Below are 26,256 nucleotides of genomic sequence, written 5' to 3' on the forward strand. Positions count from 1 at the left end.
GAAATTCCAAATTCCAATCCTTTGTGTTTAGAACTTTGTTAAAGTTTTAAACTTTGACAAAGTTGGATAATTAAGTAAATAGGCTTAAAAAGAAAAATTCCAAATCCCAATTGTAAAAATTGGAATTTGGAATTTTTGATATTGAAATTTAAAAAGCTTTATCCTGGAAAATCTCCACCGCCGTCTCCACCGCCGTCATTTCTTGGCTGCGCATTTTTATCTCTTTCACTTTTTGGTTTATTGAAACGGTAAGTGAAGGATAAATTGAATTGACGTTTACGGAATTGGAATTCACTATACGAAGTCACTCCATCTAAATAAGTGTATGATCTCATTTTTCTGGAATTGAAAACGTCGCTAATGTTGAAAGCAATAGTAGCTTTATCTTTCATAACATCTTTACTTAAAGCAGTATTCATTCCGAATTGCCCTAAGTTTTTACCTTGAGCTGTTTTTTGCTCTCCGTTGTACATTGCTGTCAATTGCCAGTCAATTTTATATGGTAAAGTAACTTTTGAGTTTACTCTTGCAAACCAAGATGTAGCCTGATTGTCTAAATTTTGAACTATAGTATTTCCTTGTGTATCTACGTAACTGTGTTCTCCTGTAGTTTTTACATTAAAGAAATTGAAGTTACTGTTTAATTTCCACCATTTGTATGGAGTGTAATTGAATGTGAATTCGAAACCAAATTTTTGTTCTTTTCCTAAGTTAATAGGCTGACTTTTGATTACTGGAGTACCATCAACTACTTCACCTGGCGCAGGAGTTACCACTTCACCATCAGCAGTTACATAATCACCAGTAGGAGATCTTACAAAGCTGAAAACGTCTTTTGTATCTTCAAAATAGGCAGATGTATTGAAGGTTACTTTATCCCATTTTTTAATATAACCAATATCATATTTATCTGTTAAAGATGGGTCTAAGTCTGGATTTCCTTGAAAGATATTAATGTTGCTCGCATAATTTACAGCAGGGTTCATGAAACGCCCTCTTGGTCTAGACAAACGTTTGCTATAACTTGCAGAAAAGTTGCTTTGATCTGAGATTTCATAACTAATAAAAGCACTTGGAAACAAGTTGTTGTATTTTTTAGTATTGAAATTGCTGTTGTCTAATAAGTTAACATGAATATCTGTGTCTTCCCATCTTAGGCCAAATAAATAAGAGAATTTATTTACTTTAAAGCCATATTGAGTGTAAAGCGCATTGATGTTTTCTTTGTATTCTAATGTGTTTGATAAATTAGGATCCTTTACTGGAACATTATTTTCGATGGTAGTTACATAATATTCATTATTCAAATCTCCAAAACTTCCTTTGTAACCTGCTTCAAATTGCCCTCCTTTACCCAATGGAAGAACATAATCGGCTTGAAATAATACTTGTTTTTGTATTTGATCGTTTAGTGTATTATTGAAATTTGGTGAAGCTGTTATGGTGCTATAACTGTCATCTGTATTTCTCGAAATAGAAAGATCTGCAGTAAGTTTATGTCCTTTATCATTGAAATTTTTAATAAAGTTCGAAGTATACTCAAAGTTTTCACTTCCAGTATCTGCGTCATTTAAACGATACGATGTTCCTGTATAATTATGTGCAGCATCGTAGTTGTAATAATTGATCAAATCTCTATCGTCACCAGTGTTTTTTTGGTAATTGATTGCATTTGTCCAAAATGTAGAAGGAGTCAGTGTCCATTCAATACCAGCTCTTCCATTAAATCCGTTTCTGACACGTTTTGTATCACGGTCTTCGTCTAAATAACTTTTTGTTACTTTGTTTTGATCAAAATATTCTGAATTTGTTTTACCAGCTCCTTCTGTAGTTCTATAGTTGTAACCAGCAGTAGTAAAATAGTTTAACTTTTCAGTTTTATAGTTTAAGTTGGCACTTGCGCCATACGTTTCTGGTAAACCGGTTGAGGCAATAAAAGTTCCGTTAAAACCTTGGTTTTTACCTTTTTTAAGAATGATGTTGATAATTCCAGATCCACCTTCTGCATCATAACGTGCCGATGGATTTGTAATTACTTCTACTTTATCAATAGCATCTGCAGGAAGCTGTCTTAAAGCTTCTGCTATATTTATAGCTTGCGATGGTCTTCCGTCAATTAAAATACGAATATTATCGCTTCCTCTTAAACTTACATTTCCTTCTGTGTCAACCGAAACAGATGGAACGTTGTCTAAAACGTCACTAACGCTTCCGCCTTTTACAATCATATCTTGACCAACGTTGTATACTTTTTTGTCCAGTTTGATCTCGACAGTCGATTTTTCGGCACGAACTACAACTTCGTTCAATTGTGCAGCATCTTCAGATAGGTTTACGACACCTAAATTAGTGTCATCTTGAATGCTTTTTTGCTTAATTTCAGTCGATTTGAATGAAATAAATTCCACTTTTATATCGTAAGTTCCCGGCGCGACTGCAACTTCAAATTCTCCTTTCGGGTTTGTAATACCGCCAGCAACAACTTTTGTGTCATTTGGTTTGGTAAGCGAAATTGTAGCGTATTCTAATGGTTGTTTGCTTACTTTCTCGAAAACTTTTCCAGTGACTTTTACTTTGGGTCTGCCGCCCGGACCTTGTTGAGAGTAATTGTAAAAACTTGTAAACAAGAATACAAGTAATACAGCAAATTTGATTTTTTTCATTTTCTGGTTTTCTTTTTCTCTTTAGACGGCAAATGTAGTTTTTGGTTTAAAGAGAGAAATCACAAAAAAATGTTAAGAGGGTATTTTAGAATCAATCTAAAAAAGAAACAACAAGTTCTGGATCTCGACCAATGATAGCTTTTCCATCTTTTACAACAATAGGGCGCTCAATTAAAATAGGGTTTTCTACCATTGCATTGATAATCTCATCATTGCTTAAGGTCTTGCCTTTGAAATTTTCGATCCAGATTTTTTCTTTGGTTCTGATTAACTGAATTGGTTCAAGATTTAATTGTCCTAGCAATGTTTTTAGCTGTTCAAAAGTTGGAGTTTCGGTTAAGTAAGGTATAATTTCAAAATCTTGCTTCGATTGTTCGATAAAAGCAAGGCAGTTTCTCGATTTTCCGCATCTCGGATTATGGTAAATTTGTATCATTTTGTTATATTTAATCGTTTCAAATATTCTTACAATAAAAAAGGGGTATTTTAGCAATACCAAAAGTAAGATTAACTTATCGAATTTGAATTCTCATTTTTTTAAAATTTTAAATTTATGTTTTTAGAGCAAGGGATTAAACCCGAAAATAAATTTTGGAAATATCTTTTAGGATCTGTCTTTATTATTTCAGCATCTTTTGTAGGACAAATTCCAATTACTGCGGCTGTATTTTATAAAACATTTACCGAACACAAAGTTTTTCCGACGACAAATGAAGGTATTATGAAAATGTTTGAATCTAATACAACTCTTTTTCTGGTAATGGTTTCTTTTGTTTTTGCTTTTGCAGGAATTTATTTTGTTGTAAAATATATTCACCATCAAACTTTATTGTCGGTAACAACTTCGCGAACTAAAGTAGATTGGAAGAGAATCTGGTTTTCTTTCTTTTTATGGGCTTTTTTCTCGCTGCTTAGTTTTTTGTTAGTGTATTTAAAATCTCCAGAACAGTTTGTATTGCAGTTTAAATTAGTTCCTTTTCTAATATTGGCGGTTTTAGGATGCGTTTTAATTCCCATTCAAACTTCTACTGAAGAATATGTTTTTAGGGGGTATTTAATGCAGGGGTTTGCCAATTTAGCTCAAAACAAATGGTTTCCGCTTCTTATGACTTCTATTATATTTGGCTCTATGCATTGGGCTAATCCTGAAGTAGAAAAAATGGGAAATATTATCATGATTTATTATATAGGAACTGGTTTGTTTCTAGGTGTTATTACCTTAATGGATGAAGGGATGGAACTGGCACTAGGGTTTCATGCCGCAAACAATCTCGTAGGAGCATTATTGGTCACTTCAGATTGGACTGTTTTTCAAACCAATTCTATATTTAAAGATCTTTCAGAACCTTCGGCGGGAATAGACGTACTTTTGCCAGTCGTAGTTATTTATCCAATTCTGCTTTTTATTTTCAGTAAAAAATATGGTTGGACCAATTGGAAAGAAAGATTAACAGGAAAAATTAATAATGTCGAAATAAATGCTTAAGAATATGCAAAACTTAACTCATAATAACGTTCACAATTATTTTAAATTAAATGGATATCATTTAAATGCAAAAGATTTGTGCCGTGTCGCTTATAGTTTTATCAAAGAAGGAGATAGCTACGAACAATCTATTGGAGAGTTCTTTTTAGATTGGTTTGATAAAAAGGATTATATCGAAATGACGACTTCTGGAACAACAGGTCTTCCAAAGTTGGTTAGATTACAAAAACAAGCCATGATTCAGTCAGCGTTGGCTACGGGCGATTTTTTTGATTTAAAACCAGGAGACAAGGCTTTATTGTGTCTTCCAACCCAATTTATCGCTGGAAAAATGATGCTGGTTCGCAGTTTGATTTTAGGATTAGAATTAGATGTGGTTTCGCCAAGTCTGCATCCATTGCAATTCAATACAACGACATACGATTTTGTAGCAATGGTGCCGCTTCAAGTTCAGAATTCTATTGAAGGGCTTTCTAAAGTGCGAAAACTTATTATTGGAGGAGCAAAATTAGATTCGGCTCTCGAAGAAAAATTATTGCCACTTAAAACAGAAATCTACGAAACGTATGGAATGACCGAAACGATCACACATATCGCTGCAAAACGTTTAGGCGATTCAGTTTTTTCGATTCTTCCAAATGTGAAAATATCTCAAGACGAGCGTCAATGTTTGGTGATTAATGTTGCCTCTATTTCTGATGAGCCAATTGTGACTAATGATTTAGTCGAATTGCTAAACGAACAGCAATTTAAGTTTTTAGGCAGAATTGACAACGTAATCAATAGTGGAGGGGTAAAGTTGATTCCAGAGCAGATTGAAGCGAAATTGATCGGAAAAATAAACAACAGGTTTTTTGTTACAGGACTTCCAGATACTACTTTAGGAGAAAAATTAGTTTTGGTTGTAGAAGGAGAAAAACAAGAATTTGCTCCTGATTTTTTTGATGTTTTAGGAAAATATGAAAAACCAAAAGAAATAGTTTTTGTTTCAAAATTCAAAGAAAACGAAAACGGAAAGTTGTTGCGAAAGCCTACTTTACAAGATTAAATTCCAATCTTTTAAATCCCAAGTTTTCGTAATCTTGTCATTTCGACATAAGGAGAAATCTTTGCAAGTAACTCCGCTCCAATAGACAAATCTTTTTGGAGTTTCTAACGAAGATTTCTCCTTATGTAGAAATAACAAAGCTATATGGAATAAAAAAAAATCAAACTCCAAGTTTTAAGATTGGAATTTGGATTTTTTTATTTTAAGTATTCCGAAATAATTTGGAATTTATTTTTTGCGTTCCAGCAAAGCCATATAGAAACCATCAAAACCAGATTCTGAAGCTAACATTTTACGGTCTTCAATAAAAGTAAATTGCTGTCCGATTTCTGTTTTTAAGAATTTCTCCACTTGCTCTTGGTTTTCTGATGGAAGAACAGAACAAGTTGCATAAACTAATTTTCCGCCTGGTTTTACAATTTTAGAATAGCTTTCCAAAACTTCACTCTGAACTTTACGAATATTATCAATAAATTCAGGCTGTAATTTCCACTTAGAATCAGGGTTTCTTTTTAAAACTCCTAATCCGCTACAAGGTGCATCAATTAAAACACGGTCTGCTTTTTCGTGTAATTTTTTGATCACTTTTGTGCTGTCGATAATTCTGTATTCGATATTAAAAGCACCATTTCTTTTTGCTCTTAATTTCAATTGTTTCAATTTGCTTTCGTACAAGTCCATTGCAATTAGCTGCCCTTTATTTTCCATTAAAGAAGCCATATGCAATGTTTTTCCACCTGCACCAGCACAAGTATCTACAACACGCATTCCTGGTTTTACATCCAAGAATCCTGCAACTAATTGAGAGTTGGCATCTTGAACTTCAAAAAGACCTTGTTTAAATGCATCTGTCAAAAATACATTGGCTCTTTCTTTTAAAACAAGAGCTTCTGGCTGGTCTTTTAAATATTCAGTTTCAATATTTAAGTCCATTAAAGTATTGCGAAGACTTTCTTTGGTACCTTTTAAAGTATTAGTTCTAAGAATAACTTTTGCTGGCTGATTTTGAGCCGCAATTTCTTTTGCCCAAACTTTTTCTCCAAGTTCTTTCACTCCCAATTCATCCATCCAATCTGGAATAGATTCTTTGATAGCTCTAGTCTTAGATAATTCATCAAAACGTCCTTTTATTTTTCTTTCAGGAGTTCCTTCCAATTGTCTCCAATCTGGAATTGGATAACCGCGTAAAACAGCCCAAACCGCAAACATTCTCCATAGATTGTCTCTGTCATAAGGTTCTTTTACTTCGGCAATTTCTGCGTATAATCGTTTCCAGCGAACAATTTCGTATATGGTTTCAGCAACAAACTTCCTGTCAGAACTTCCCCAACGTTTGTCTTTTTTTAATGCTCTAGCTACCACTTTATCGGCATATTCTCCTTCGTTGAAAATTGCATTTAAAGAGTCAATGGTAGTATAAACTAAATTTCTGTGTAATCTCATTTCTATATTTTGAGTTGCAAAGGTACTATTAATTGATTGAAAGTTAAATTTTTAATACTGAATCTTGCTTTAGACTTTCACTAAATGAAAAAAACACTCTAATTTAGAGTGTTTTTTGAAATTATTGTTAAGCTTTTTATTCTTTTGAAATAATTCGCGTTAATCCAATATTTTCTGGAGCATGAAGCACCATTGGGAATTTTTCTATCTTAACAGAGCTACTGTCCAAACCGAAAGCTCTTTCTTCAGACAAACTCAGTTTTTTGATGAAGAAATAAGAATTCATGATAATGTTTTCATGCCATCTTAAGTCGTTGTCATTTGATAAGAATTTCTCAGACAATACAAATTTAAAGTCTCCAATAATATTGTTTTTGTTTAAAGATTCGTAACGGCTCGTAATATCTACCTCGCCACGTTTTACCATGTCTTTGATAACTTCTCTAAACATCAAATTGATTTTGGTTGGTTCTCTAAAACCTAAATTAAAGTCAATTCTATAAATATCATCTTTCGCAATTTCTGTCACTTTATATTGCGTTTTATAAGGTTCAGTTAAAATATTCACGTGAACGAACCAATAGATATCAGCTCTCTTTGGTCGTTTTTGAAGAATAGAATAGATGATTTTTTCCTCTAATTCGTCAACACGATTGGCATTAGTCATATAAACCAAATGCGTAGCGTATTTCGGAATAGATAAATCTTGACTTAGCTCAACAAGAACTTGTTTGTAGTCGTCAACCTTAACCACTTTCGTATAGTTTTTGTTGATTTTCTTAGCTAAATACCAGATAGTCATTACAGAAATCAATAAACTAGCAATGATTAATGTTACATAACCGCCTTCTGCAAATTTGGTAATATTAGCGAAAAGGAAACTGAACTCAATCAATAAATAAATAGTAATCAACGGTACCATGAAGTACAGTTTTACACGTTTCATGATTAAGTAGTAATTTAATAATATGGTAGTCATGATCATACACAAAATGATGGCAAGACCATATGCGTGTTCCATGTTTCCTGATTTCTCGAAATGTAAAACGATTCCAACACAACCAAAAAACAATAACCAGTTGATTGACGGAATATATAATTGACCTTTTACTTCAGTAGGGTATTTGATTTTTACTTTTGGCCAGAAGTTCAGACGCATTGCTTCGTTGATCAAAGTAAACGAACCAGAAATAAGCGCTTGAGATGCAATTACAGCTGCAAGAGTTGCAACTACAATTCCGAATGGTAAAAACCAATGTGGCATAATTAAGTAAAACGGGTTTCCGTTTTCACCACCTAATTGCTGTAATGTGCTTCCTTCATGGTGAATTAGATAAGCTGCTTGTCCGAAATAGTTTAAAACTAAAGTCGTTTTTACAAACATCCAGCTAATTCTGATATTTTTTCTACCACAGTGTCCCATGTCAGAATACAATGCTTCTGCTCCAGTTGTACATAAGAATACGAAACCTAGAACGAAGAAACCATCAGGGTGTATCGATAATAAATGATAAGCATAATATGGATTGATTGCTTTAATTACTTCAGGATAATTCGATACTTGAATTGCTCCTAAAGTCCCCAGCATGGCAAACCAGATTAACATCATTGGAGCAAAGAATTTACCAACCAATTTAGTTCCGAACTGCTGAATGGTGAATAAAACAAATAGAATTGTAATAACAATATACACAATAGTTTGTGTTTCCATCGTAGGGTAGAATGCTCTAATTCCTTCTACAGCAGATGAAATCGAAATTGGCGGAGTTATAATTCCGTCAGCGAGAAGGGCACTACCTCCAATAATGGCGGGTACTATGAGCCATTGAATTTTTGTTTTTTTGACTAATGCATATAGGGCAAAAATTCCTCCTTCACCGTGGTTGTCTGCACTTAAAGTAATAAGTACATATTTAATTGTAGTTTGTAATGTTAAGGTCCAGAAAACACAAGAGATACCTCCTAAAACAATATCAGCATTTATCGTGTGATCGCCTAATATAGCCTTCATTACATACAATGGAGAGGTTCCAATATCTCCATAAATAATCCCTAAAGTAATTAATAAACCCCCAATAGACAACTTACTATGTAAGTTTTTATGCGATGCGCTCATGTTAATTTTATAAAAAGACGGTTGCAAATTTACTGTTTTAAAACAAATTAGAGGCATTTAAAATTAAAAAGATAAAAAAAAGCACAATCGTAAAATTGTGCTTCTCTTTTTAAATATTATTTATTCTAAAATTAACCTCTTCTGCCGTTCCCTCTAGAACTAGAACCGTTATCTCTTTGGCTCTGTCCTCCTCTTGATTCTTGGCTTACTCTAGAAGATTCCTGGCTCATTCTTGGAGATTCTGAACGCTGACTTTGCTGTGGTCTAGCAGAATAATCTCTATTGTTGCCGCTAGATTGGTTTTCTGAGTAACTTCTTGAACTTCTTTCAACTCTTGGGGCAGATGTCTCACGATTAGAATACCCTCTTGATGAGCTAGAGGTATTACTGCTTCCGTAATCTACTCTTTGGGTATTTTGTGTTCTTGGAGTAGTCTCAGCTCTTTGTGAGTTATTTACTCTAGTTGAATAATCACGATTTGTGCTTCTCTCAGTATTTACGCTTTCAGAACTTCTGCCTGTAGTGTTGTAACCTCTGTTATTATTGCTATTTCTATCAATAGAAGATCTATTAGTTGCGCTTCTATTTTCAGCATACGTTCTATTGGAAATTCCATTATCAGATGTTGTTCTTCCTGTAGTGTTTCTATTAGTGTTATAAGTATTTCGGTTAGCTTCTCTACTTGCTACACGTCTTTGGTCTAATTCGTATCTGTTTGATGTGTTTGAATGTCTTTCTGCAAAACTGTTGTTCGGACGCATTCTTTCATAACCATAAGTACGTCTTGTTTCATAGATTGCTGGAGCTCTGTAACTTCTTCTTACATTTACATAGTTGTATGTATTGTGTACATTGATGCAAACGTTAATATTGTTTCTGTATCTATAAACAGGATATGGTCTCCATGCCGCATAGTATGTTGGGTAATAGCCCCAATACCAAGTTGAATAATAAGGTCTGTAATTTGTTACCCAAAATGAGGTGTAAATAACAGGAGCTACACTGTAAACTGGTTCATAAATATAATTTGCTCCATACAAATACGTGTTACCAACAATTTGAACGCTTACTTTATTGTAATTGTCTCTTTCTACATCAATAGTAGCAACGTCTTGGTAAACATCACGATCTAAAACTGCTTGGATAATAACGACGTGAGTTCTGTTTTCAACGCTTTCGATTACACGCAAGTAATCTACTTCGTCATCTGCGTTAAGGTCTAAATTTGATATTTGATATTTTGGATCATTTAAACGTCTTTCAAAATCTTGAAGGTTAGCTGATTCTCCAAACATCGAAGCAACAGCTCTTAAATCTAAGTTATCGCTTATATCTGAATTTTTTGCATATACAGTAGTCTGGCCTTGTACAGCACAAGAACTAAAAACTAAGGCTGATATCGCTATTAAAAGTAAATTCGCTTTCATGGCTAATTTGTATTAAATTATTTGTGATAGGAGATATCCAATTACTGTGCCATAAAATTTGAAGGTAATTGTTGCGTGTATAAGTGGTTGATTGTTAGCTTTTTAATTTTGAATAAATGTTTGTAAAGAGTTTTTTTGCATAAAGTTCTGTAAATGAAACAATAAATAGCCTCGCCAAAAAAAATGGGAAAATTAATTTTCTATGTGGGAATTAATTGTATTTTAGCGTTAACCAAATTTTAAATTTCCTATGAAAAAACTCGCTTTATTTTGTGTTATTTTTATTTTGCTGATGTCTTTTAAGACATTTAACTATAAAACTGACGTTGTTTACAATAATGGCTTCACATCAATGACAATTGATACATTGTTTAAAGACAGAATTAGTATTAGAGCGATTTTAATTGATAAAAATAAAGTTTGGTACGGAGCAGATAATTCTCGTTTTGGTTATTATGACTTGGATAAAAAAGAAAAGTTTGAAGAACATATTTACCGCGATACGCTTAAATTGGAATTTAGAAGCATAGCGCAAACTTCAAAAGATATTTTTTTGCTGAGTGTTGCAAATCCAGCACTTCTTTATTCAGTTTCAAAGAAAGACCGCAAAGTTAAATTGGTTTACAAAGAAGTTAATCCGAAAGTTTTTTACGATAGTATGCAGTTTTGGAACGATAAGGAAGGAATTGCAATTGGCGATCCGACAGAAGATACATTCTCGATTATTGTAACACGTGACGGTGGAGAAACGTGGACAAAGTTACTATCGGATAAATTACCAACAAATAGTACTGGAGAAGCGGCTTTTGCTGCAAGTAACACTAACATTGTTATAAAAGGAAATGATACATGGTTAGTTTCAGGTGGAAAAAAAGCACGTGTTTTTTATTCTCCTGATAAAGCAAAAACATGGAAAGTTGTAGAAACTCCTATTGTGCAAGGAAAGCAAATGACAGGAATTTTTACTGCCGATTTTTATGATTCTAAACAAGGTTTCATTGCAGGAGGAGATTACGATCTTCCTAATAATAAAGCTAATAATAAAGCTTTTACAAAAGATGGTGGTAAGACTTGGCAATTAATTGGTCAGAATATGGGATTTGGTTATGCATCATGTATCCAATATGTTCCTGGAGGTAATGGAAGAGAAATTGTTTGCGTAGGCTCAGAAGGAATACAATATTCTCAAAATGGTGGCGAAAACTGGATGCAGCTTTCTACAGATAACAGATTTTTTACCATTCGTTTTGTAAACAGAAATACTGCCATCGCAGCTGGACATAATAAAGTAGTTCGACTGAATTTTAAATAAAAAAATAAGAACCCTAAATAATAAAGTAAGTATTATTATATAGGGTTCTTATCGCTGTTGTTTTGTTATGCTTAGTCTTTATTGCCTTTGTCTCGATATTGTTGCAATAATTTTCTATTAAAGTCGTCTTCTGATTTTTTAAGCAGTAATATTTTTTTTGCCGGAAGTATTTTTTTTAGACTATTCGTGTATTTTTCTCGAAGCTGATATATTTCCTTATCTGTACTTTCAATCTGAGATAATAATGTTGCAGCATCTTTATCTGAAAGATTTGCTAGATTGTCATCTTTAAGCTTTTTAAGATACGTTTTCATTTTTAAATACTTTAATTCATATTGCTTATCGTCGTAAGCATTATAAATTGGCCAGAATTTTTCTGCTTCGGTTGAAGTTAATTCTAATTCTGTTGTCAAAAATGACACTTTAAAAGCTTTGATTTTTTCTCGCTTTTCATCAATTTTTCCGCTTTGGGCAAAAATTGAAAGATTTGTCAGAAATAGCAGGAGTGGTAAAATGTTTTTTATTTTCATTGTTAAGCTAAGTTGTTGAGTTAAGTTTGATTTAATTTTGTTCTGAAATTAAGTGTTCTAAGTTTGGACTTGTTGCCAAGATATCTTCTAATGTTTCGTCTTCCAAAGTAACATCGTTGCCTAATTTTTCAATATCACTGTCATCTAAGGTTTGAATTAAATCGTATTGGCTTATATTGGAGTGATAAGATAAATAAGTTTCTAAAGTAGCCTCATCAAGTTCGTTTGAACTGGCTTTATAATTATTTACGATTGGTATTAATAATGCGAAACCAATTACTGCTGCGGCCACTAGCGAAATGGTTTTGCTACGTTTGTAAAAAGGAATTACTTTAACTTCTTTTTCGTCTAATTGTTGTAAAACCTTTTCTGGAAAATTATCAAAATAATTGTCTGGGGTTTTAAAACCAGATTTTATTTTGGGTTCGTTTTCTAATTTAAATGTTTTCATGATACTTATAAGATAGTTTTTGTTACAAAAGGTTTAATTTGATGTAACATATAATTCAATTTTTTTTACTGCGTGATGATAAGATGCTTTTAAAGCTCCAACAGATGTTCCTAAGATTTCTGCGATTTCTTCATATTTTAATTCTTCAAAATATTTCATTTTGAAAACTAATTGCTGTTTTTCTGGAAGTGTTACAATTGCTTTTTGAAGTTTGATTTGAATTTCATCTCCATCAAAATAAAGATCGGCTTTTAAACCATCAATAGTTTTGTTTTGCAGATCTTCAGACGAAATGCCACTTAATTTTGCTTTTTGAGATAAAAAAGTCAAAGCTTCATTGGTAGCAATGCGATACATCCAGGAAAAAAGTTTACTTTCTCCTTTAAAGTTTTTAAGATTTTGAAAGACTTTTACGAAAGTGTTCTGTAAAACATCATCAGCATCATCATGATTCAAAACAATGTTTCGAATATGAGAATACAGAGGACGCTGATAATCAGACAGGAGTTTTTGAAACGCAACATTTTGCGTTTCAGGGGTTAATAATTGTTTTATAAATTCTTTCTCGTCTATCAAACTTTTTGTTTTGTAAACTTTTTTAATAGAAGTTAGACAGAATTTAAAGCAAAAGGTTTAATAAGCCTTTGAAATTATTTAAAATTCTGAGTCTTCTTCTTGTGCAGGTGTTTGAGCAGGAGCAGGAGCTGGTGCGGCTGGTTTGCGTTTTACAGGTTCTGTGCGTGGCTGTTCTGTACGTGGCTCGCTTGTAGTCTCGCCAGTACTCTCTGGAGCATAAACAGGCTCAGTAACAGTTGCAGCAGGAACTACTTTAGGTTTTATAGGGAAATAAATCTCAGTTACCAATTTTGAAGAAGCTTTTACATCCAATTTACTTAAAGTCAAGATTTCAAGATGCGACCAGCTTAAATCTGGAATAATTTTTTGGTTGTTAATGTAAGCAGTTGTTTTAGCTATTGCTTCATTTCTATGAGAGTAATCTCCAGTAAGAGTTGTTTTTACAGCGTCAAAACCATTTAATTTTCCAGCTAAAATATCGCTTCCCGAGCTAGTTGAAATTTCTTTGTTAATAGGCAGACAGATTGAAATCTTTGCTAAACCAGTTTTGATGTCGTACGTATGATAAATGATAAAAGGCTTTCCTACCGCAGACAAACCATTTGTTTCACTAAAGTGGATAAGCTTCGGAATTACAATTCTAGCATTTTTGCTTATTTTGGCAATTTCACTAGTAAAAGTCTGCTTGATATAAGGAGTTTCTGTTTTCTTTACCACTCCGTCTACTGTAACAGCAAAAGTTTTGGTTTCGTAGTCTAAATTCTTGTCAATATTAGCTAAACTTTTTTCGTAGATAGTTCCAATAACTCTATCTGAACCTCCATGTAAAGCGGTATATATTTTAAACAAAAAGCTCATTGTTCCTTTTCCTTTCCAAGTAACTTTTGTTTTTCCGTTCAAAGTATCTTTTAAGGTCCAGTTTACATTAGCTTCTGTACCATCAAATTGCATTTTTTGGTCAATGCTTTCGCCGTCTTTTGTTTTAAGGATAATAGAATTTCCTTTTCCATCAACACCATCCCAATAAAATGTAGCGCCATTTCCGCTTGTTTTATTAGCATACGTCATTTTGATAGAAGGGTCTTCAACTGACCATGATTCAAAATCTTCGTAATTTCTAAAGTCGTTTAAGTAGTTATAAACCGTTGCACGAGGCGAATTGATAACTTTACTTCTTTCTACAGAAAAATCTCCTTTCTGAGTAGCAACAAAAACAGTAAGAGCAACAAAGCTTAAAAGTGCAAAAAGAAATAAATACTTTAGAATTTTCATGGTAGATTGTTTGGTTTCGGTAAAGTTATAAATTTATCATGAGTCTTACTAATAACCCATAATGATTAGGTTTATTTTATGGTAACCAGAATAATTTATCTTTTTAAAAATATTTTAATTACGAACAAAAGGACAATAAAAAGCAGAAAGGCTAGGAGTACTTTGTAATTCCCTTTATAAAAGACTTTATGTAATTTCAAATCTTTTCGATAAGCAAATATCATGATGATTACAAAAGCGATAAAAAAACATACTCCAAATAGTATTTGACCTTGACTGAACATAGTTATAAAAATTTTTAGCAAATTTAGAGATTTGTAAACGATTTGCTGCTAAATTGCCTTTTCATTTCATTCAATAAATTTTCAGATTTATAAGAAAGTGACTTAAATTAGCAAAAAAAAGAAAACTACTATATGAAAAAACAACTTGATGCCGTAACAGAATTCCACACTGCTTTTAGAATTGGCCACAGCACAACACCAAAGGCTGATGTAGGAGCAGAAAAGAAATTACTTCGTTATAATTTAATGAAGGAAGAAAATGAGGAATATTATGAAGCGGTTCAGAATAATGATTTAGTTGAAATTGCAGACGCTCTTGGAGATATGATGTATATTTTGTGCGGAACAATTATTGAACACGGACTTCAAGATAAAATTGAAGCAGTTTTTGATGAAATCCAGCGCAGTAATATGAGTAAATTAGGAGAAGATGGAAAACCAATTTATCGTGAAGATGGAAAAGTAATGAAAGGTCCAAATTATTTTAAACCTGATTTTTCGAAATTGTTGTAAAAGAATATTTTTAAACACATAGAATTATAGCTTTTAGAAATCTATAAAGGCGTTGCACTTACATTAAAACACATAGCTATGTGTTAAGAAACATGTTTCTTTTGATTATTCTCTTTGCCTTCCTATAAAAATCTATAATTCTATGTGTTTAAAACAAACTTTGTCAAATAGTAATAAAATGAAAAACCCGATAAAACTAAATTTATCGGGTTTCTTTTTATAATGGTTTTGGATTATTGAACTTTAACTGTCCATCCGTAAGTGTCTTCAGAAAGTTTGTTTTGAAGATTTGTTAATTTTTCTTTTAAGAAAGAAGCATAAGAATTCTCGATTGGAGCCATTTCGAAGTATTCATCTTTATAAGAGAATCCTTTGATAACGCTAATAACTGCAGCAGTTCCTGCTCCAAAGATTTCTTTTAGAGACCCGTTTTTAGCAGCTTCAACTAATTCTGAAACAATTACAGGACGAACTTCAACTTTTAATCCTTCTTTTTCTGCCATTGCAATTAAACTTTTTCTGGTAACACCATCTAAAATCCTTTCGCTTGTTGGAGCAGTTAATAAAGTATCGTTAATTCTGAAGAAAACATTCATTGTTCCAGCCTCTTCTAGTTTTGTATGTGTTGCATCATCTGTCCAGATAACTTGTTGGAAACCATCTTTGTTTGCCAAGTTAGTTGGGTAAAACTGAGCAGCGTAGTTTCCGGCAGCTTTTGCAGCACCGATTCCACCATTTGCAGCTCTACTGAAATGTTCAGCAATGATCACTTTTACTTCACCTCCGTAATAAGCTTTTGCAGGAGAAAGTAAAATCATAAATTTATATTCATCAGAAGGATTTGCAATAACTCCAGGACCTGTAGCAATCATAAATGGACGAATGTACATACTAGCTCCGTTTCCTCTTTGAATCCAATCTTTGTCTAATTTCAATAATTCATTTAAACCATCCATAAAAATAGCTTCAGGAACTTCTGGCATTGCCATTCTTACAGCCGATTTGTTGAAACGGTTAAAGTTCTCATCTGGTCTAAACAACCAAACATCATTATTGTCATCTTTATAAGCTTTCATTCCTTCAAAAATTGCTTGTCCGTAATGGAAGACTTTTGAAGATGGATCCATTAAAATAGGAGCATAAGGCTTAATGACAGGATTTTGCCATTGCCCGTTTTTAAAATCGCATTCGAATAAATGGTCTGTAAATACAGCACCAAAACTTAAGTTGTCAAAATCTACTTCATTGATTTTTGTAGAAGCAGCTTTGATGATTTCAATTTTGCTTGTTTGAGTTGTACTCATAGTTATGTAAGTTTTTTTGTGAGATATTTTTCACTGTCGAAAAAACTAAAGTGATGATATCATGTAAAATAGAATTTATTGAATGCAAAATTAAGTAAAAATCTGTAAAATGCTTAGTGAAAATTCATTATTTATAGCTTTTGACTGAGATTTATTTATCCTATAATAAACTCAAATATTTGATTGGTTTTTATAAAGATTTTATGAAAAAAGTATGGTTTTTTGAGGCTTTACGCATTAGTTTTGATTAAATTTGATTATTAAAATGGCTTCAAAACCAATAAAAAGCCATTGTAAAATTCTGAAAAAAGTGAAAAGAGAAATAATTAAAACGCTAGATGGTTCAACTACAATTCGTTTGCCTGAATGGGACGAATGTTATCATTCTAAACATGGAGCGATTCAGGAAGCAAAACATGTTTTTATTAAAAACGGACTTTCTTTATTTGAAAATCCGATAAGTATTTTAGAAATAGGTTTTGGGACTGGGTTAAATGCTTTTATCACCTATTTGGAAGCCATTAGAAAAAATCAGAAAATAGATTATATTGGAGTAGAAGGCTATCCGGTTGATGCAGACGAAATCTTGGAAATGAATTATGCTGATGAGTTGGATGCATCTGAATTTTATAACATTTTTGAAAAAATGCATAAATCGCAATGGAATGAAAAGACAGAAATTTGCGACCGGTTCTCGTTAACCAAAAGGAAACAATTTTTTCACGAAATAAACGATTTTGAAATTTTTGATTTGATTTACTTTGATGCCTTTGGATATAGAGTGCAGCCGGAGCTTTGGAGTACTGAGATTTTTCAGAAAATGTACAATAGTTTAAAACCAAATGGCGTTTTGGTTACATACGCTGCTCGAGGAGTTGTTAAAAGAAGTATGATTGAAGTTGGTTTTAGCGTAGAAAAATTAACAGGACCTCCAGGGAAAAGAGAAATGTTTCGAGCTTTTAAGAAGGTTTAAATGAGTTATTTAGAATAATTCTACATTGATTTATATGTTTTAAGAAAACGTATTCGTTGCTAAATTTTTTAAAAAAATAAGTTAAATGTAGTGTTTATGTTAGTTATTTGTTTAAATTTGGTTCGAGTTTAAAAAAATAGATAACCCCCGAAAATCTTATTTTATTATGTCAAAAATGATGTTTGATTACACGAAATCAATACTTGAAAGAGTTAGTTTCGATCCGATACTTTTCTGCAAAGAGTTAGAAAAAGCTATCAAAACACTGTTACCTTACGAAATGGAACAATTGCAAGAGTGGTTACTGAATTTCGTTGTCGGAAAACCAGAATTAAAACAAAGTCTACAACTAATTAAAGTATAAAAAGAAAGGAGCCAAATTGGCTCCTTTTTTATTACGCTTTCTTTTGTAATGGACTAATGATTTGAACATTCTGAAAAACAATTGCACCTTTTACGACGCCTGCAATTGTAGATCTGAGTGCATCGATGATTTGCATCTTTAATTCGCTCTTTGGGTAAATCAAACTTACCTCTCGAGCTGGTTTTGGCTCCTTAAAGTTTCGGAGCTTCAGTTTGTCGGATTCTTTTAAGTCTAAGGTGTGCAAGTACGGAAGTAACGTTGTGCCAAGGCCTTCGTCTGCTAATTTAATTAAGGTTTCAAAACTTCCGCTTTGAATCTGGAAATTACTTTGATCGGCGTCTGAAACATTTTTGCACAAATTCAAAATACCGTCTCTAAAACAATGTCCGTCTTGCAAAAGCAGGATTTCATTCAGGTTTAAGTCGGCAACTTCAATCTCTTCTTTCTGGAAACTAGCATGATGTTCCGGAATATAAGCTACAAATGGCTCAAAGTATAAAACAATTTCCTTTATTTTTTCGTCTTCAAGCGGAGTTGCCGCAATTGCCGCATCGAGATGTCCGTTTTTTAGTTTCAGGATAATTTCTTCTGTATTAAGCTCTTCGATTAAGAGTTTTACTTTTGGATATTTTTTAATGAAATTATTCAAAAACATAGGCAGAAGCGTAGGCATAATAGTTGGAATAATTCCTAAACGAAATTCTCCGCCAATAAAACCTTTCTGTTGCTCTACTATATCTTTTATACGATCAGCTTCGTTTACAATGTTTTTTGCCTGATTTACGATTTTTTGTCCTATATCGGTAAGCTGAATCGGTTTTTTACTTCGGTCAAAAATTAAAATATTAAGTTCTTCTTCAATTTTTTGTATTTGCATACTTAGAGTTGGCTGAGTAACAAAGCATTTTTCTGCAGCAAGGGTAAAATTTTTATGCTCAGCAACCGCTAACACATATTGCAATTGAGTTATAGTCATGTTGATAGTAATTTTTGATGCAAAAATAAGAAAATATAATTTTTATTTATGTTTATTTTAGTAAAGTTACTCTAAATTTGTAGTAAATTAGTGTAAAAAATTAGATTATGAAGACAAATATTTTAGGATTACCAGTAAAAGAGTCAGAATTATTAGTAAAAGAACTGAATGTGTTATTATCAAATTTTCAAGTCTATTATCAAAACTTGAGAGGAATTCACTGGAATATTCGTGGAAAGCGTTTTTTTGATTTACATGTGAAATTCGAAGAATTATACACTGATGCACAATTGAAAATAGATATGATCGCAGAAAGAGTTTTGACAATTGGCGGAACGCCTCTGCATACTTTTGAAGATTATATTAAAAACAATAAATTGACGGTTGGAAAAAATATTTCTAACGATGAAAAGGCAGTTCAGCTAATTGTTCACTCGTTATCAGATTTATTAAAAATTGAAAGAGAAATCTTGAACAAATCTGACGAAATTAATGACGAAGGAACCAATTCTATGATGAGTGACTTCATTGCAGAGCAGGAAAAAACAATTTGGATGATGAATGCTTGGTTAGAAGAATCATTGTAAAATATTGGTTTTTAATAAAATAGAAGCAGAATGGAATGAAAATTGCATTCTGCTTTTTTGTTTATGTTAAATTTCTATAAAAATTTCTTTGATTTTATTTGTTTAACGCTATTTTTGCTTCAATGAAATTTATAGCTCGCATATTATTATTCATATTTATTGCCTTCTTATCGACCCCGACAATTGTTCAGGCGATTAAGAAAGGAAATAATACTGCTATATCTTTTAGTATCACTGAAGAAGAAGTACATAAAGAACTTAAAAATGTAGTTCACCCTACTATTCTTGAGCATGAAGTTTTGATTCCGGTTTACATCGAGAAAAAAACAATCATTTCTGAAAACATTGTCAAATTAGACAACATCTCTCCGAGCATTTTTGCTCCACCACCTAACGTAGCATAATACTTCCGATTATTTCGAACTTTAGCCGCATTTCTATCGAGATGGGGTAAATCTTTAATGAATAATTTTTTTAGTATTATATTATGACAAAAAAAATCAATCTTTTTGCCAACCTTAAATCTGATTTTGCTTCAGGTTTAGTGGTTTTCTTGGTGGCTCTTCCGTTGTGTTTAGGTATTGCAATGGCTTCTGGAGCACCATTATTTTCTGGAATTATTGCTGGTGTTGTGGGTGGTATCGTTGTTGGATATTTAAGCCAGTCGCATATTAGTGTATCAGGTCCAGCTGCTGGGTTAACAGCTATCATTTTAACCGCAATTACCGATTTAGGAGCTTTCGATGTATTTTTAATGTCTGTTTTTATTGCTGGATTAATTCAATTGGCATTAGGATTTTTAAAGGCAGGAAGTATATCAAACTATTTTCCGACAAACGTAATCGAGGGAATGTTAGCGGGTATCGGAATTATTATCATTTTAAAACAAATACCGCACGCTTTTGGTTATGATGCAGATTTCGAAGGAGATCAGGCTTTTGTTCAAAATGATGGGAGTAATTCATTTTCATTTTTGTTTGAGGTCTTAAATCATATTCACTTAGGGGCTGTAGTGGTTTCTGCAGTTTCATTGGTAATCTTGCTGGCTTGGGAAAAAGTTCCTTTCTTAAAAAGAATAAAACTAGTTCCAGGAGCTTTGGTTGCAGTAATTGCTGGAGTTGTTTTAAACGAAATATTTGTATCTACAGGAAGCACTTTGGCAATTGCAAAAGAACATTTGGTTTCTTTGCCAGTTCCAAAATCTTTTGAAGACTTTAAATCAATTATAATTACCCCAGACTTCACCGCTGTTACAAATCCGCAAGTTTGGGTAGTTGCTATTACAATTGCCATTGTTGCTTCTATTGAAACTCTTTTGTGTATAGAGGCTTCTGATAGAATGGATGTGCAAAAACGTTATACCAATACCAATGTTGAGCTGAGAGCACAAGGTGTTGGTAATATGATAAGTTCTTTATTGGGCGGTTTGCCTATGACTTCTGTAGTGGTAAGATCGTCTGCAAACAATAATGCAGGTGCAAAGTCTAAAATGTCTGCCATTATTCATGGTGTGCTTTTATTAATAAGTGTATTGTCTATACCAGCAATTCTAAACAAGATACCATTGGCAACATTGGCAACAGTTTTAATTTTGGTCGGATATAAATTAGCTAAACCAGCAACCTTTATGCATTTCTGGGAAAAGGGGAAATACCAGTTTGTACCTTTCATTGCAACTTTGGTCTTTGTTGTTGCGACAGATTTGCTAAAAGGTGTTGCGTTGGGAATTATCATCAGTATCATTTTTGTTCTGAGAGGAAACTTGAAAAGAGCTTATGTTTTCAAGAAAGAAGAATATGAAGATGGTGATATTATTCATATCGATTTAGCGCAAGAAGTTTCGTTTTTAAATAAAGCGGCGATTAAACAAACATTGAATCACATTCCTGAAAATTCTAAAGTGATTATCAATGCTCATGATACGGAGTACATTGCGCATGATGTTTTAGATTTAATTCGTGAATTTAAAGAGACGAGAGCGGTTGATGAAAATATTAAAGTGAAGCTTAAAGGTTTCAAAGAAGCTTACGAATTGGAAAATACGCCAGAAAATAGTAATCATGTTACGATTGAACATTATTATGATGTGGCAAAAAGAGAACTGGTTCAAAGAGAGGTTGTTAAAAGCGAATAATTAAAATAAGGTGTTTTTAAGGCAGAAGAAATCTCAAATTTTAGGTAACTTTACATTTAAGTTCTTTTTTTGAGACTATTATAAATTAGAAATCACCACACAAAAAATAAAAAAAATGAGAAAATTTTATGAGCAGTTATTAGAAAATAATAAAAAGTGGGTTGAAACTTCATTAGCAAAAGATCCTAATTATTTTGCCGATTTAGCAAAAGGACAATCACCGCCTTTATTATGGATTGGATGTTCTGATAGCCGTGTTCCTGCAAACGAAATTGTCGGTGCAAAACCAGGAGAAGTTTTCGTTCACCGTAACATTGCCAATATGGTTGTGCACTCTGACATGAACATGCTAAGTGTATTAGATTATGCTGTAAATGTTTTGAAAATTAAGCATATTATTGTGTGCGGACATTATGGATGCGGTGGTGTAAAAGCTGCGATGGGACATCAGTCTGTTGGAATTATCGATAACTGGTTACGTCATATTAAAGATGAATACCGTTTGCACGATAAATACTTGAATTCTATTGAAAACGAGGAAGAGCGTTTTAATGCTTTTGTTGAAATCAATACGAAAGAACAGGTTTACAACTTAGCAAAAACATCTATTGTGCAGAACGCTTGGAAAAATGGCCAAGATTTAATGCTTCACGGATGGGTTTATGGATTAAATTCAGGTTTTGTAACCGATTTAGATGTAAATATCGCTTCGAATGATGAGCTTGATGAAGTGTACCAATTAGATCTTTAATAGATAGAAATAGAAATCGCCCTTAAAAGGGCGATTTTTTTTATTCGTTTTCGTCTAAATTCTCATTAAATGCCGATGGCAGCATTGTTGGAATAAACTTTATCAATATTGGCAAAAGTAAACTTCCTCCAGGAAGCAAGAATATTGTCAGTGACGGAATGGTTTTACAAATATCCAAAAGCTGTTTTTTCACCTTTTTCTTTTCTTTTGCATCTAAATCTCTCGTTGTAGAATAGGCGAGTAGCACCATTAATTCTTTACTCTGAACGATTTCTTTAATCAATCGATTTTTGTTTCGTATGATTAGTTTGACTACACTATGTGTCATTTGATCATAAAAATGTTTAACAGGATTCGAATAATTAAAGTACGGAATCTTCTTTTTGTGAGTTGTAATAAAAGTATTGGTTGTATCCATGCTTTTCGTTACAAAATCATCAGAAACCCCCATTGTTGACCCTAATGCATATAAAAAATACGATTCTTCATTTTCTACAACACCATCACTCCATAAAGCCATTCCAGCCATGTCAATTAGATAATAATGCTCTAATTCATTTTTAAAATAATCAAGCTGTAAAGTCTCTAAAGTTTCAACAGTAACTTTTGAAAATTTGGAATAGCGTATAGAAGCTTCAAAAAGTTTGATCAATAAATCATCATGCTGTGATTTTACAGTTTTAGTTTTTAAAGCCAAACCTACAATTCCGAGAACCGTTTCTTCAATTCTTTTTAAATATTTTTCAGGAATTTCGCCATGTTCCAAATATTGTCTGAAAGCCAAAACATCAATAAACAATAACGCATTGGTTACCAAATGCGAGAAGTTTTTGCTGATAATGCTATCATTAGTCTGAACTCTCTGGTCAATAATATTTTCTAGAGATAGAGAAGGAGTATCTTTTGGCAATAAAATTTTAAATAAATTAAATCCTTCTGGATTCATTTGCTTGTAGAACTTTAAAGCTTCAGAAATAAAATTTTTAGGTTCCGAATTTCTTTTCTCTAAGCAAAAAACATGATAGAGCGTATTAAGTAAGGCTACTTTTGAAATTTCGGTTTTAAACCAACCTTTTATCGGAATTGGAACTTGCGAATCTATAGCAATAATATGTCCGTAAATAAATCCCGTTTCTCTTACTTTATAGTAAAACGAATCTACAGTTTCAAAAGGAATTGCTTCTGAAAACTTCTGTTCACTAAAAAATTTATCGATCCAGCCTGGTGCTGATGGGTTAATCATGGACTTTATTTTGCTGATGCAAAGCTATGCCTTTTTCTTGTTTTAGGATTCATTTTAAAATGAAATAACCGCTAGATTTTGTTAAAAATAGCGGTTATTATGATTTTTCTTATTTGATGATTCCTGCGCAGGCAACTCTTCCTCCAGCATTTCCAGTTGGCTGGGTTGTAAAATCGTCTGTTCCGGCGTGTACAATTAAACCTTTGCCAAGAACATCTTTGTTAGAATCTCCACATCCAACGCACCATTCGTCAGTAGTTAAAGTGATAGATCCGTTACCTTTTGCATCAGCGGTAAAGTTTCCAATATCACCTTTATGATATTCTCCAACTCCCCATTTTCCATGTTTTTTGAAAGTTGGATTCCAGTGTCCTCCAGCAGAACTTCCATCTGCAGAACTACAATCTGCTTTTTCATGAATGTGAATTGCGTGAACTCCAGGTTCTAATCCAGTGATTTTTGCTGTAAAAGTTACTTTGCCATTTTTCTCAACAAAAGTGGCAGTTCCAGCTACTTTGCTGTTGCTTTTTGGTTCTAATGCAACAGTCAGAGTTTTAGCGTCATTTGATTTGTTATTTGTTTTACAACCAATGATTAAGGCTGTAATTATAGCGAAAGAAACAATTAGTTTTTTCATATCTACGGGCATTTTTAGTTAAAGATTAAGTAAATTTAACATAAAATAACGGAATTGATTAACTCTAAAAGTTAAAAAAAAGTCAAACTATACGTTATAATTTGATATTGATTGAGTTAAAAACCGAAAATATTGTTTAAATTCGTATAGGTTTTTAACGAATAATTTCTGAAAACCATTTGTCTAATTCGCTCACATTTAATCCTTAATGTTATGATGAAAAAGATTTTTACCCTCGTTTTTTTTAGTTCGTTTTTAATTTCCTGCAAATGCGCAAAAACGGATGCAGTTTCTAAGCTTGATGGAACTTGGGAATTGAATTACATTTCTGGACCACGAATTGCTTTTGATGGATTATACCCAAATAAAAAACCAACCATACAATTTGATACTAAAACAAATCAGGTTTCTGGTAACGCAAGCTGTAATTCATACACAGGGAAATTGGTTGTTGATGGCAACAAAATTGATTTTACTCAGCCAATGGCAGTAACCAAAATGATGTGTTTGGATGGATTGCAAGGAGAACAAACTTATTTGAGTACGCTTCAAAAAATAACTTCTTACGATGTAACTGATGATGGTAAGACCTTGAATTTTATTTCTGGAGATATTGCCATGATGCGTTTTACTAAAAAATAGTGTTATGAAAACTACGATGTCTGTTTTACTGTTTTTGATTGTAATTAACTTTTCGGTTTCTGGACAGGAAAAAACAAAAAAAGAACTTAAGCAAGAAAGGGAACTCAAGAAACAAAATGAAATTAAAGCGCTTATAGATAATCGGAATTTTGTTTTTGAAGCTCAAAAAACAACGCCTCAAGGCGGGAGATTAATTCAGCTAGACTATAATACTTATTTTTTAAAATTTAAAGTTGATAGCACAACTTGCGATCTTCCCTTTTTTGGACGTGGTTATAATGTTGGTTATAATACCGATGGTGGTATAAAATTTGAAGGGAAGCCGGAGAATATTAGAGTCGAAAGTAAAAAGAATAATACCATTCTAAAGGCAACAGTAAGAGGTAAAAGTGATGTCTACGATTTAACCTTTTCTATATTCTATAATGGTAGTACAACACTTTCTGTGAGTAGCAATAATAGAGGTCCAATTAGTTATGATGGAGTGATATATGCTCCAAAAACAGCAGAGAAACAATGATTTAATTCAATACTAAACTTGTCACAAATTCGTCTGAATATATGGTAAGAATCTTTCTTTGGTTATTAAAGTGGCAGTTTTCGATTTTATTTTTCTTTTTTGGTGTGTTCAGCGTATTTGGTCAGGATTTGGAACCCAGAGTGTATGCAAATGTTCCTAAAGGTTTAAATGTAATTGCTGCAGGCTATGTTTTTATGAACGGAAATGTGCTGACAGATCCTTCTCTACCTATAAAAGATTTTACGCTTCAAAGCCACAATATGGCTGTAAATTATATCAGAACTTTTGGTATGGCTGATAAATTGGCTCGTATACAGGTAGCGCTACCTTTTACGTTTATGGATGGATCTGCTGTAATTAGTGACCAGCTGATTACTGGCTCAAGAACTGGTTTTGCAGATATGAAAGTGCGTTTCGGAATTAATTTGCTAGGTTCTCCTGCACTTGATAAATCTGAATTCAGAAGTTTTGAGCAAAAAACAATTCTTGGAGTCAGTTTGGTTACTTCAATTCCAACCGGAAGATATTATGGCGATAAACAAGTAAACATTGGAACAAACCGCTGGGCCTTTAAGCCCGAAATAGGGGTGTCGAAACGATTTGCTCATGTTTATGCCGAGGCCTATGGTGGGATGTGGTTTTATACAGATAATAATGATTATTTAGGAAAAAAATTAGAGCAAAAACCAACCTATAGTGTTCAGGCGCATGCAAGCTATTATTTTAAAAACCAAATGTGGGTTGGCTTCAATACGACTTGGTTCTTTGGAGGTCGAACTATTACTGATGGAGTTTCAGATGATAGCCAGATTGATAACTGGAGAGTAGGAGGAACTTTTTCTACTCCAATTGCGAAAGGACAGTCGGTCAGATTTCAATATCATATTGGAGCTTATACCAATAACGGACTAAATTATTATGCCTTATCAGCAGTTTATCAATATTCTTTCTTTTAAAATATTGATTATGATTTAATGTGTTTAAAATCAGTATATTTGAGTATG

At 32.8% G+C, this 26,256-nt stretch carries 26 protein-coding genes; 13 read left to right on the forward strand and 13 right to left on the reverse strand.

Annotated elements, in window-relative coordinates; translation table 11 throughout:
• Positions 1-158: 158 nt before the first annotated feature.
• The gene (locus AAYQ05_RS05180) at positions 159-2,663 is read right to left on the reverse strand and encodes a TonB-dependent receptor (protein ID WP_343541614.1); all 2,505 of its coding nucleotides are present in this window, start codon (positions 2,661-2,663) and stop codon (positions 159-161) included.
• 91 nt (positions 2,664-2,754) lie between these two features.
• A complete protein-coding gene (arsC, locus tag AAYQ05_RS05185; protein ID WP_343541615.1) occupies positions 2,755-3,099 on the reverse strand; it encodes an arsenate reductase (glutaredoxin) in 345 nt (114 codons plus the stop codon).
• 117 nt (positions 3,100-3,216) lie between these two features.
• On the opposite strand from arsC, the gene AAYQ05_RS05190 reads away from it, so the two are divergent.
• Both AAYQ05_RS05190 and AAYQ05_RS05195 read left to right on the forward strand, forming a co-directional pair.
• Positions 3,217-4,149 (forward strand): CPBP family intramembrane glutamic endopeptidase, encoded by a 933-nt coding sequence (locus AAYQ05_RS05190; RefSeq protein ID WP_343541616.1) that lies wholly within the window; start codon positions 3,217-3,219, stop codon positions 4,147-4,149.
• 4 nt (positions 4,150-4,153) lie between these two features.
• The gene (locus AAYQ05_RS05195; protein ID WP_343541618.1) at positions 4,154-5,197 is read left to right on the forward strand and encodes an AMP-binding protein; all 1,044 of its coding nucleotides are present in this window, start codon (positions 4,154-4,156) and stop codon (positions 5,195-5,197) included.
• Between the two features lie 228 nt (positions 5,198-5,425).
• Here the strand turns inward: AAYQ05_RS05195 and AAYQ05_RS05200 are convergent, their stop codons facing one another.
• From AAYQ05_RS05200 to AAYQ05_RS05210, 3 genes are all read right to left on the reverse strand, one after another.
• Positions 5,426-6,640 (reverse strand): RsmB/NOP family class I SAM-dependent RNA methyltransferase, encoded by a 1,215-nt coding sequence (locus AAYQ05_RS05200; RefSeq protein WP_111379012.1) that lies wholly within the window; start codon positions 6,638-6,640, stop codon positions 5,426-5,428.
• A gap of 136 nt (positions 6,641-6,776) precedes the next feature.
• Positions 6,777-8,756, reverse strand: coding sequence for a KUP/HAK/KT family potassium transporter (locus AAYQ05_RS05205; protein ID WP_343541622.1), 1,980 nt, complete (start codon positions 8,754-8,756; stop codon positions 6,777-6,779).
• Positions 8,757-8,887: 131 nt separating this feature from the next.
• On the reverse strand, positions 8,888-10,183 hold the full coding sequence (locus AAYQ05_RS05210; protein ID WP_343541624.1) for a hypothetical protein: 1,296 nt from the start codon (positions 10,181-10,183) through the stop codon (positions 8,888-8,890).
• A gap of 250 nt (positions 10,184-10,433) precedes the next feature.
• Here AAYQ05_RS05210 and AAYQ05_RS05215 point away from each other — a divergent pair, with 250 nt between their 5' ends.
• Entirely contained in the window at positions 10,434-11,495 is a 1,062-nt protein-coding gene (locus AAYQ05_RS05215) for a beta propeller repeat protein (RefSeq protein WP_343541626.1), read from the forward strand.
• Positions 11,496-11,566: 71 nt separating this feature from the next.
• Here the strand turns inward: AAYQ05_RS05215 and AAYQ05_RS05220 are convergent, their stop codons facing one another.
• From AAYQ05_RS05220 to AAYQ05_RS05235, 4 genes are all read right to left on the reverse strand, one after another.
• Positions 11,567-12,025: a sensor of ECF-type sigma factor gene (locus AAYQ05_RS05220; RefSeq protein ID WP_343541627.1), complete on the reverse strand. Its 459-nt coding sequence runs from the start codon at positions 12,023-12,025 to the stop codon at positions 11,567-11,569.
• Positions 12,026-12,056: 31 nt separating this feature from the next.
• Entirely contained in the window at positions 12,057-12,476 is a 420-nt protein-coding gene (locus tag AAYQ05_RS05225) for a hypothetical protein (protein ID WP_343541628.1), read from the reverse strand.
• A gap of 33 nt (positions 12,477-12,509) precedes the next feature.
• Positions 12,510-13,052, reverse strand: a complete 543-nt coding sequence (locus tag AAYQ05_RS05230) for an RNA polymerase sigma factor (RefSeq protein WP_343541630.1) — start codon at positions 13,050-13,052, stop codon at positions 12,510-12,512.
• Positions 13,053-13,130: 78 nt separating this feature from the next.
• Positions 13,131-14,324 (reverse strand): SRPBCC family protein, encoded by a 1,194-nt coding sequence (locus tag AAYQ05_RS05235; protein ID WP_343541632.1) that lies wholly within the window; start codon positions 14,322-14,324, stop codon positions 13,131-13,133.
• A 416-nt stretch (positions 14,325-14,740) separates the two neighbouring features.
• Here AAYQ05_RS05235 and AAYQ05_RS05245 point away from each other — a divergent pair, with 416 nt between their 5' ends.
• Positions 14,741-15,121: a pyrophosphohydrolase domain-containing protein gene (locus AAYQ05_RS05245; RefSeq protein WP_343541639.1), complete on the forward strand. Its 381-nt coding sequence runs from the start codon at positions 14,741-14,743 to the stop codon at positions 15,119-15,121.
• Between the two features lie 233 nt (positions 15,122-15,354).
• Here AAYQ05_RS05245 and AAYQ05_RS05250 read toward each other — a convergent pair whose 3' ends face one another.
• A complete protein-coding gene (locus AAYQ05_RS05250; protein ID WP_343541641.1) occupies positions 15,355-16,425 on the reverse strand; it encodes a branched-chain amino acid aminotransferase in 1,071 nt (356 codons plus the stop codon).
• 310 nt (positions 16,426-16,735) lie between these two features.
• Here AAYQ05_RS05250 and mnmC2 point away from each other — a divergent pair, with 310 nt between their 5' ends.
• Both mnmC2 and AAYQ05_RS05260 read left to right on the forward strand, forming a co-directional pair.
• On the forward strand, positions 16,736-17,398 hold the full coding sequence (gene mnmC2 / locus AAYQ05_RS05255) for a tRNA (5-methylaminomethyl-2-thiouridine)(34)-methyltransferase MnmC2 (RefSeq protein ID WP_343541642.1): 663 nt from the start codon (positions 16,736-16,738) through the stop codon (positions 17,396-17,398).
• A 166-nt stretch (positions 17,399-17,564) separates the two neighbouring features.
• Positions 17,565-17,762 (forward strand): hypothetical protein, encoded by a 198-nt coding sequence (locus AAYQ05_RS05260; protein ID WP_095928926.1) that lies wholly within the window; start codon positions 17,565-17,567, stop codon positions 17,760-17,762.
• A gap of 31 nt (positions 17,763-17,793) precedes the next feature.
• On the opposite strand, the gene AAYQ05_RS05265 is transcribed toward AAYQ05_RS05260, so the two are convergent.
• On the reverse strand, positions 17,794-18,738 hold the full coding sequence (locus AAYQ05_RS05265; protein ID WP_343541645.1) for a LysR substrate-binding domain-containing protein: 945 nt from the start codon (positions 18,736-18,738) through the stop codon (positions 17,794-17,796).
• Between the two features lie 107 nt (positions 18,739-18,845).
• On the opposite strand from AAYQ05_RS05265, the gene AAYQ05_RS05270 reads away from it, so the two are divergent.
• From AAYQ05_RS05270 to can, 4 genes are all read left to right on the forward strand, one after another.
• Positions 18,846-19,325, forward strand: a complete 480-nt coding sequence (locus AAYQ05_RS05270; protein ID WP_111379024.1) for a Dps family protein — start codon at positions 18,846-18,848, stop codon at positions 19,323-19,325.
• A gap of 122 nt (positions 19,326-19,447) precedes the next feature.
• On the forward strand, positions 19,448-19,729 hold the full coding sequence (locus tag AAYQ05_RS05275; RefSeq protein ID WP_343541647.1) for a hypothetical protein: 282 nt from the start codon (positions 19,448-19,450) through the stop codon (positions 19,727-19,729).
• Between the two features lie 83 nt (positions 19,730-19,812).
• On the forward strand, positions 19,813-21,459 hold the full coding sequence (locus AAYQ05_RS05280; RefSeq protein WP_343541649.1) for a SulP family inorganic anion transporter: 1,647 nt from the start codon (positions 19,813-19,815) through the stop codon (positions 21,457-21,459).
• A gap of 115 nt (positions 21,460-21,574) precedes the next feature.
• Positions 21,575-22,210 carry a carbonate dehydratase gene (can, locus tag AAYQ05_RS05285; protein WP_111288601.1) on the forward strand — a complete coding sequence of 212 codons (636 nt, stop codon included), beginning with the start codon at positions 21,575-21,577 and terminating at the stop codon, positions 22,208-22,210.
• Positions 22,211-22,250: 40 nt separating this feature from the next.
• Here the strand turns inward: can and AAYQ05_RS05290 are convergent, their stop codons facing one another.
• Positions 22,251-23,453 (reverse strand): LETM1-related biofilm-associated protein, encoded by a 1,203-nt coding sequence (locus tag AAYQ05_RS05290; RefSeq protein WP_111379027.1) that lies wholly within the window; start codon positions 23,451-23,453, stop codon positions 22,251-22,253.
• 109 nt (positions 23,454-23,562) lie between these two features.
• Positions 23,563-24,090 (reverse strand): superoxide dismutase family protein, encoded by a 528-nt coding sequence (locus tag AAYQ05_RS05295; protein WP_008468500.1) that lies wholly within the window; start codon positions 24,088-24,090, stop codon positions 23,563-23,565.
• A 213-nt stretch (positions 24,091-24,303) separates the two neighbouring features.
• On the opposite strand from AAYQ05_RS05295, the gene AAYQ05_RS05300 reads away from it, so the two are divergent.
• From AAYQ05_RS05300 to AAYQ05_RS05310, 3 genes are read left to right on the forward strand one after another with little or no spacing between them, the layout of a single operon-like run.
• The gene (locus AAYQ05_RS05300; protein WP_343541656.1) at positions 24,304-24,732 is read left to right on the forward strand and encodes an META domain-containing protein; all 429 of its coding nucleotides are present in this window, start codon (positions 24,304-24,306) and stop codon (positions 24,730-24,732) included.
• 4 nt (positions 24,733-24,736) lie between these two features.
• Positions 24,737-25,252, forward strand: a complete 516-nt coding sequence (locus AAYQ05_RS05305; protein ID WP_343541658.1) for a DUF4251 domain-containing protein — start codon at positions 24,737-24,739, stop codon at positions 25,250-25,252.
• A gap of 41 nt (positions 25,253-25,293) precedes the next feature.
• Entirely contained in the window at positions 25,294-26,208 is a 915-nt protein-coding gene (locus tag AAYQ05_RS05310; RefSeq protein ID WP_343541660.1) for a transporter, read from the forward strand.
• Positions 26,209-26,256 lie beyond the last annotated feature (48 nt).

Source organism: Flavobacterium movens, from assembly GCF_039581425.1.
GTDB lineage: Bacteria > Bacteroidota > Bacteroidia > Flavobacteriales > Flavobacteriaceae > Flavobacterium > Flavobacterium luteolum.